Raw genomic sequence first — 2,491 nt, 5'->3', positions numbered from 1 at the left:
CGACACAGCGGACGATCACGCGACATGTTTGGGAGTCTTATAAGAAACAAGTTCGGATCAACACCAACACGGTCAGTGGRAAAAAACTGTACCGCCTGCGCAGCCAGACGATTGAACGGAGTTTCGCCGATGCGAAAGAACTTCATGGTTTTCGATACGCAAGGCGACGCGGGCACCAGTCTGTCCAAGAACAAGCATATCTGACCGCCGCGACGCAAAACATCAAGAAAATGGCCCTCTTGCTTAGCAAGAGGGCCTAAAAATCAACTGGAAACCCATGTATTTCTGACTCGCCAATAGCCAGTCACATACAAAATGAGTTTCTCAACAAGCTGAAGAAGAAGCTTAAGCTTCTTCCGATAAGGTGTCATATGTTAACTAATCATACTATAGAAAAATTCAATTAAGCTCTCTTGAGCCTATTGTGAAAGTTAATTCAAAGTTATAAAATTAAATTAATGGAAAAATTATGAAATACCCTCTTTATGCTTTCTAAAAAAACGCAACTACTTTATACGATTAAGGAGATCCCTATGACTTATAAAATTGTCTTTTTTGATATTGATGGCACGCTCAAGGACTATCACGAGAACTCTATCTCCAAGAGTACAAAAGTTGCCATCTCCGAGTTGAAGCGAAAGGGAATCAAACTAGTGGCTGCCACGGGCAGGCCATTGTCCATGTGCGATGAAATCCGCGACCTAGGCATTGAGCTGTTCGTCACCTCCAATGGTGGATATGTTACACACGGGAAAGAAGTTATACATAAAGTGCCGCTGGATTCTGTTATCCTGCAGGAAGTAATGGCGTTCGCACAAACTGAAAAGCATGCGCTATCGTTTTATACCGAAGAATTAACCATGACAGATGTACGAGATCCCCGAATATTAGCGGCACTGAAAGAAACTTTGTCGCTGCACGAGTATCCCATGGTTAATCCTTTGATTCACGAAAAGGAAGTGTTCTTGCTTTGTTTATTTGCGGATGAAGAGATGACCGACAAGTACATCCAGCAATTCCCTCATCTCACCTTCCATCGTTGGCATCCCTATATCGTGAATGTGCTCGACCGGGAAGTCTCAAAGTCTGCAGCGATTGAAAGTGTCTTGGATAATTTCGGACTCGATCCATCGGAAGCCATTGCCTTTGGTGATGGCAACAATGACATCGACATGCTAGAAGTCGTAGGGTTAGGCATTGCCATGGGGAATGGCAGCGATCGATTGAAGGCTGCAGCGGATTTTGTCACCAAGACTGCAGCTGATGGTGGAATCGAATATGCCTTAAGAGAGTTTCAAATCATCTAACTGTGCTAGACGGATTAACATGAGAAGCTAAACAAGTGAGGAGTCATTCAAATGATCGAAATGTTTTTATACAATTGGCAAATCAGAGAAGAATGGTTCGAGTGGTGTGGTTCTCTGTTAAATGAAGAACTAACGAGGAAAAGAGTCGGTGGGATGGGCAGCATCCTGCATAATTTGTATCACGTGGTTGATTGTGAGCAAATTTGGATTAACCAATTGCAAGGTACTCCCGTCCAGGTCAATGACCTGAATGCCGTCACCACGTTACAAGAGGTGATGGCATTTGCTGCTCATACCCAATCGGAAACACTTCATTTTTTGCAATCCCTTCCCATGGACGGGCCGGAAAAGGTTTTGGAATTGAAAAGAAAAGACGGCTCCATTAAGTCGTTATCATATGGGAAAGTGTTGAGACATATTTCAGCACATGAAATCCATCACATCGGCCAACTATCTGTCTGGTCCAGAGAAATAGGATTAAAGCCGATTTCCTCGGATCTGATTTTTAGGGAATTGGTTTAACTCCAAATCAACTCTCAATGACTAGTCTGCGTTTTGCACTTAAAAGAGAGGTTACTGTTTCAAGCAACCTCTCTTTCTTTTAAATGCCTGTACAGAGGACTACAACTTCCGATAACCTCATGATATGTAAACTGATCAACTGTCAAAATAACTCAACTAAACTATTTCTTAGAAGTCTTAATGGTAAATTTCTTCATTGCTTGTATTACTTTGATCACTTACACTATTTTTGTTTCTTCTTTCTTATAAATACCAACAAGTAACATAATGAGTCCGATTATAAATACAAAGGGGAAAATATACCACATTATCAGTGCGGCCCAACCATTTTCTACAATGACTGCGTAGTGTCTCCCAATCGCAAAAGCTAATGTGTAAACGCTAAACTAGATTAAACAGTTTTCCACAAATAACGGTAAACAGATTCCGCCAATTAAGAATCAACAGTTTACCGATACCTAAGCACTTTTAATATACTTGAGAGAGTCTATTGAAAGTGAGGAATGAGGAGTGGAAAAGTTTATGATTTACAACGAGATTCACCAACTACGCAGCGCGGGATTTACGAATAGCGCGATTGCTAGAAAGCTGAAGATATCTAGAAATCGGGTGATTGATTACCAATCGCAAAAGCTAATGTGTAAACGCTAAACTAGATTAAA

The 2,491-nt window shown here is 41.2% G+C and carries 3 protein-coding genes; all 3 read left to right on the top strand.

Annotated features, from left to right (window positions below; genetic code table 11):
- A partial coding sequence (locus tag KTG14_RS17705; RefSeq protein WP_216972109.1) for a transposase occupies nucleotides 1-260 on the top strand: 260 nt, incomplete at its 5' end.
- 273 nt (nucleotides 261-533) lie between these two features.
- Entirely contained in the window at nucleotides 534-1,307 is a 774-nt protein-coding gene (locus KTG14_RS17700) for a Cof-type HAD-IIB family hydrolase (protein WP_216972108.1), read from the top strand.
- Between the two features lie 51 nt (nucleotides 1,308-1,358).
- Entirely contained in the window at nucleotides 1,359-1,829 is a 471-nt protein-coding gene (locus KTG14_RS17695; protein WP_216972107.1) for a DinB family protein, read from the top strand.
- Nucleotides 1,830-2,491 lie beyond the last annotated feature (662 nt).

The organism is Planococcus sp. CP5-4_YE, assembly GCF_019042655.1.
In the GTDB taxonomy this organism is placed as follows: Bacteria; Bacillota; Bacilli; order Bacillales_A; family Planococcaceae; genus Planococcus.
The sequence above is the reverse complement of the archived record's forward strand: the minus strand, read 5'-3'. Positions and strand labels throughout refer to the sequence as shown.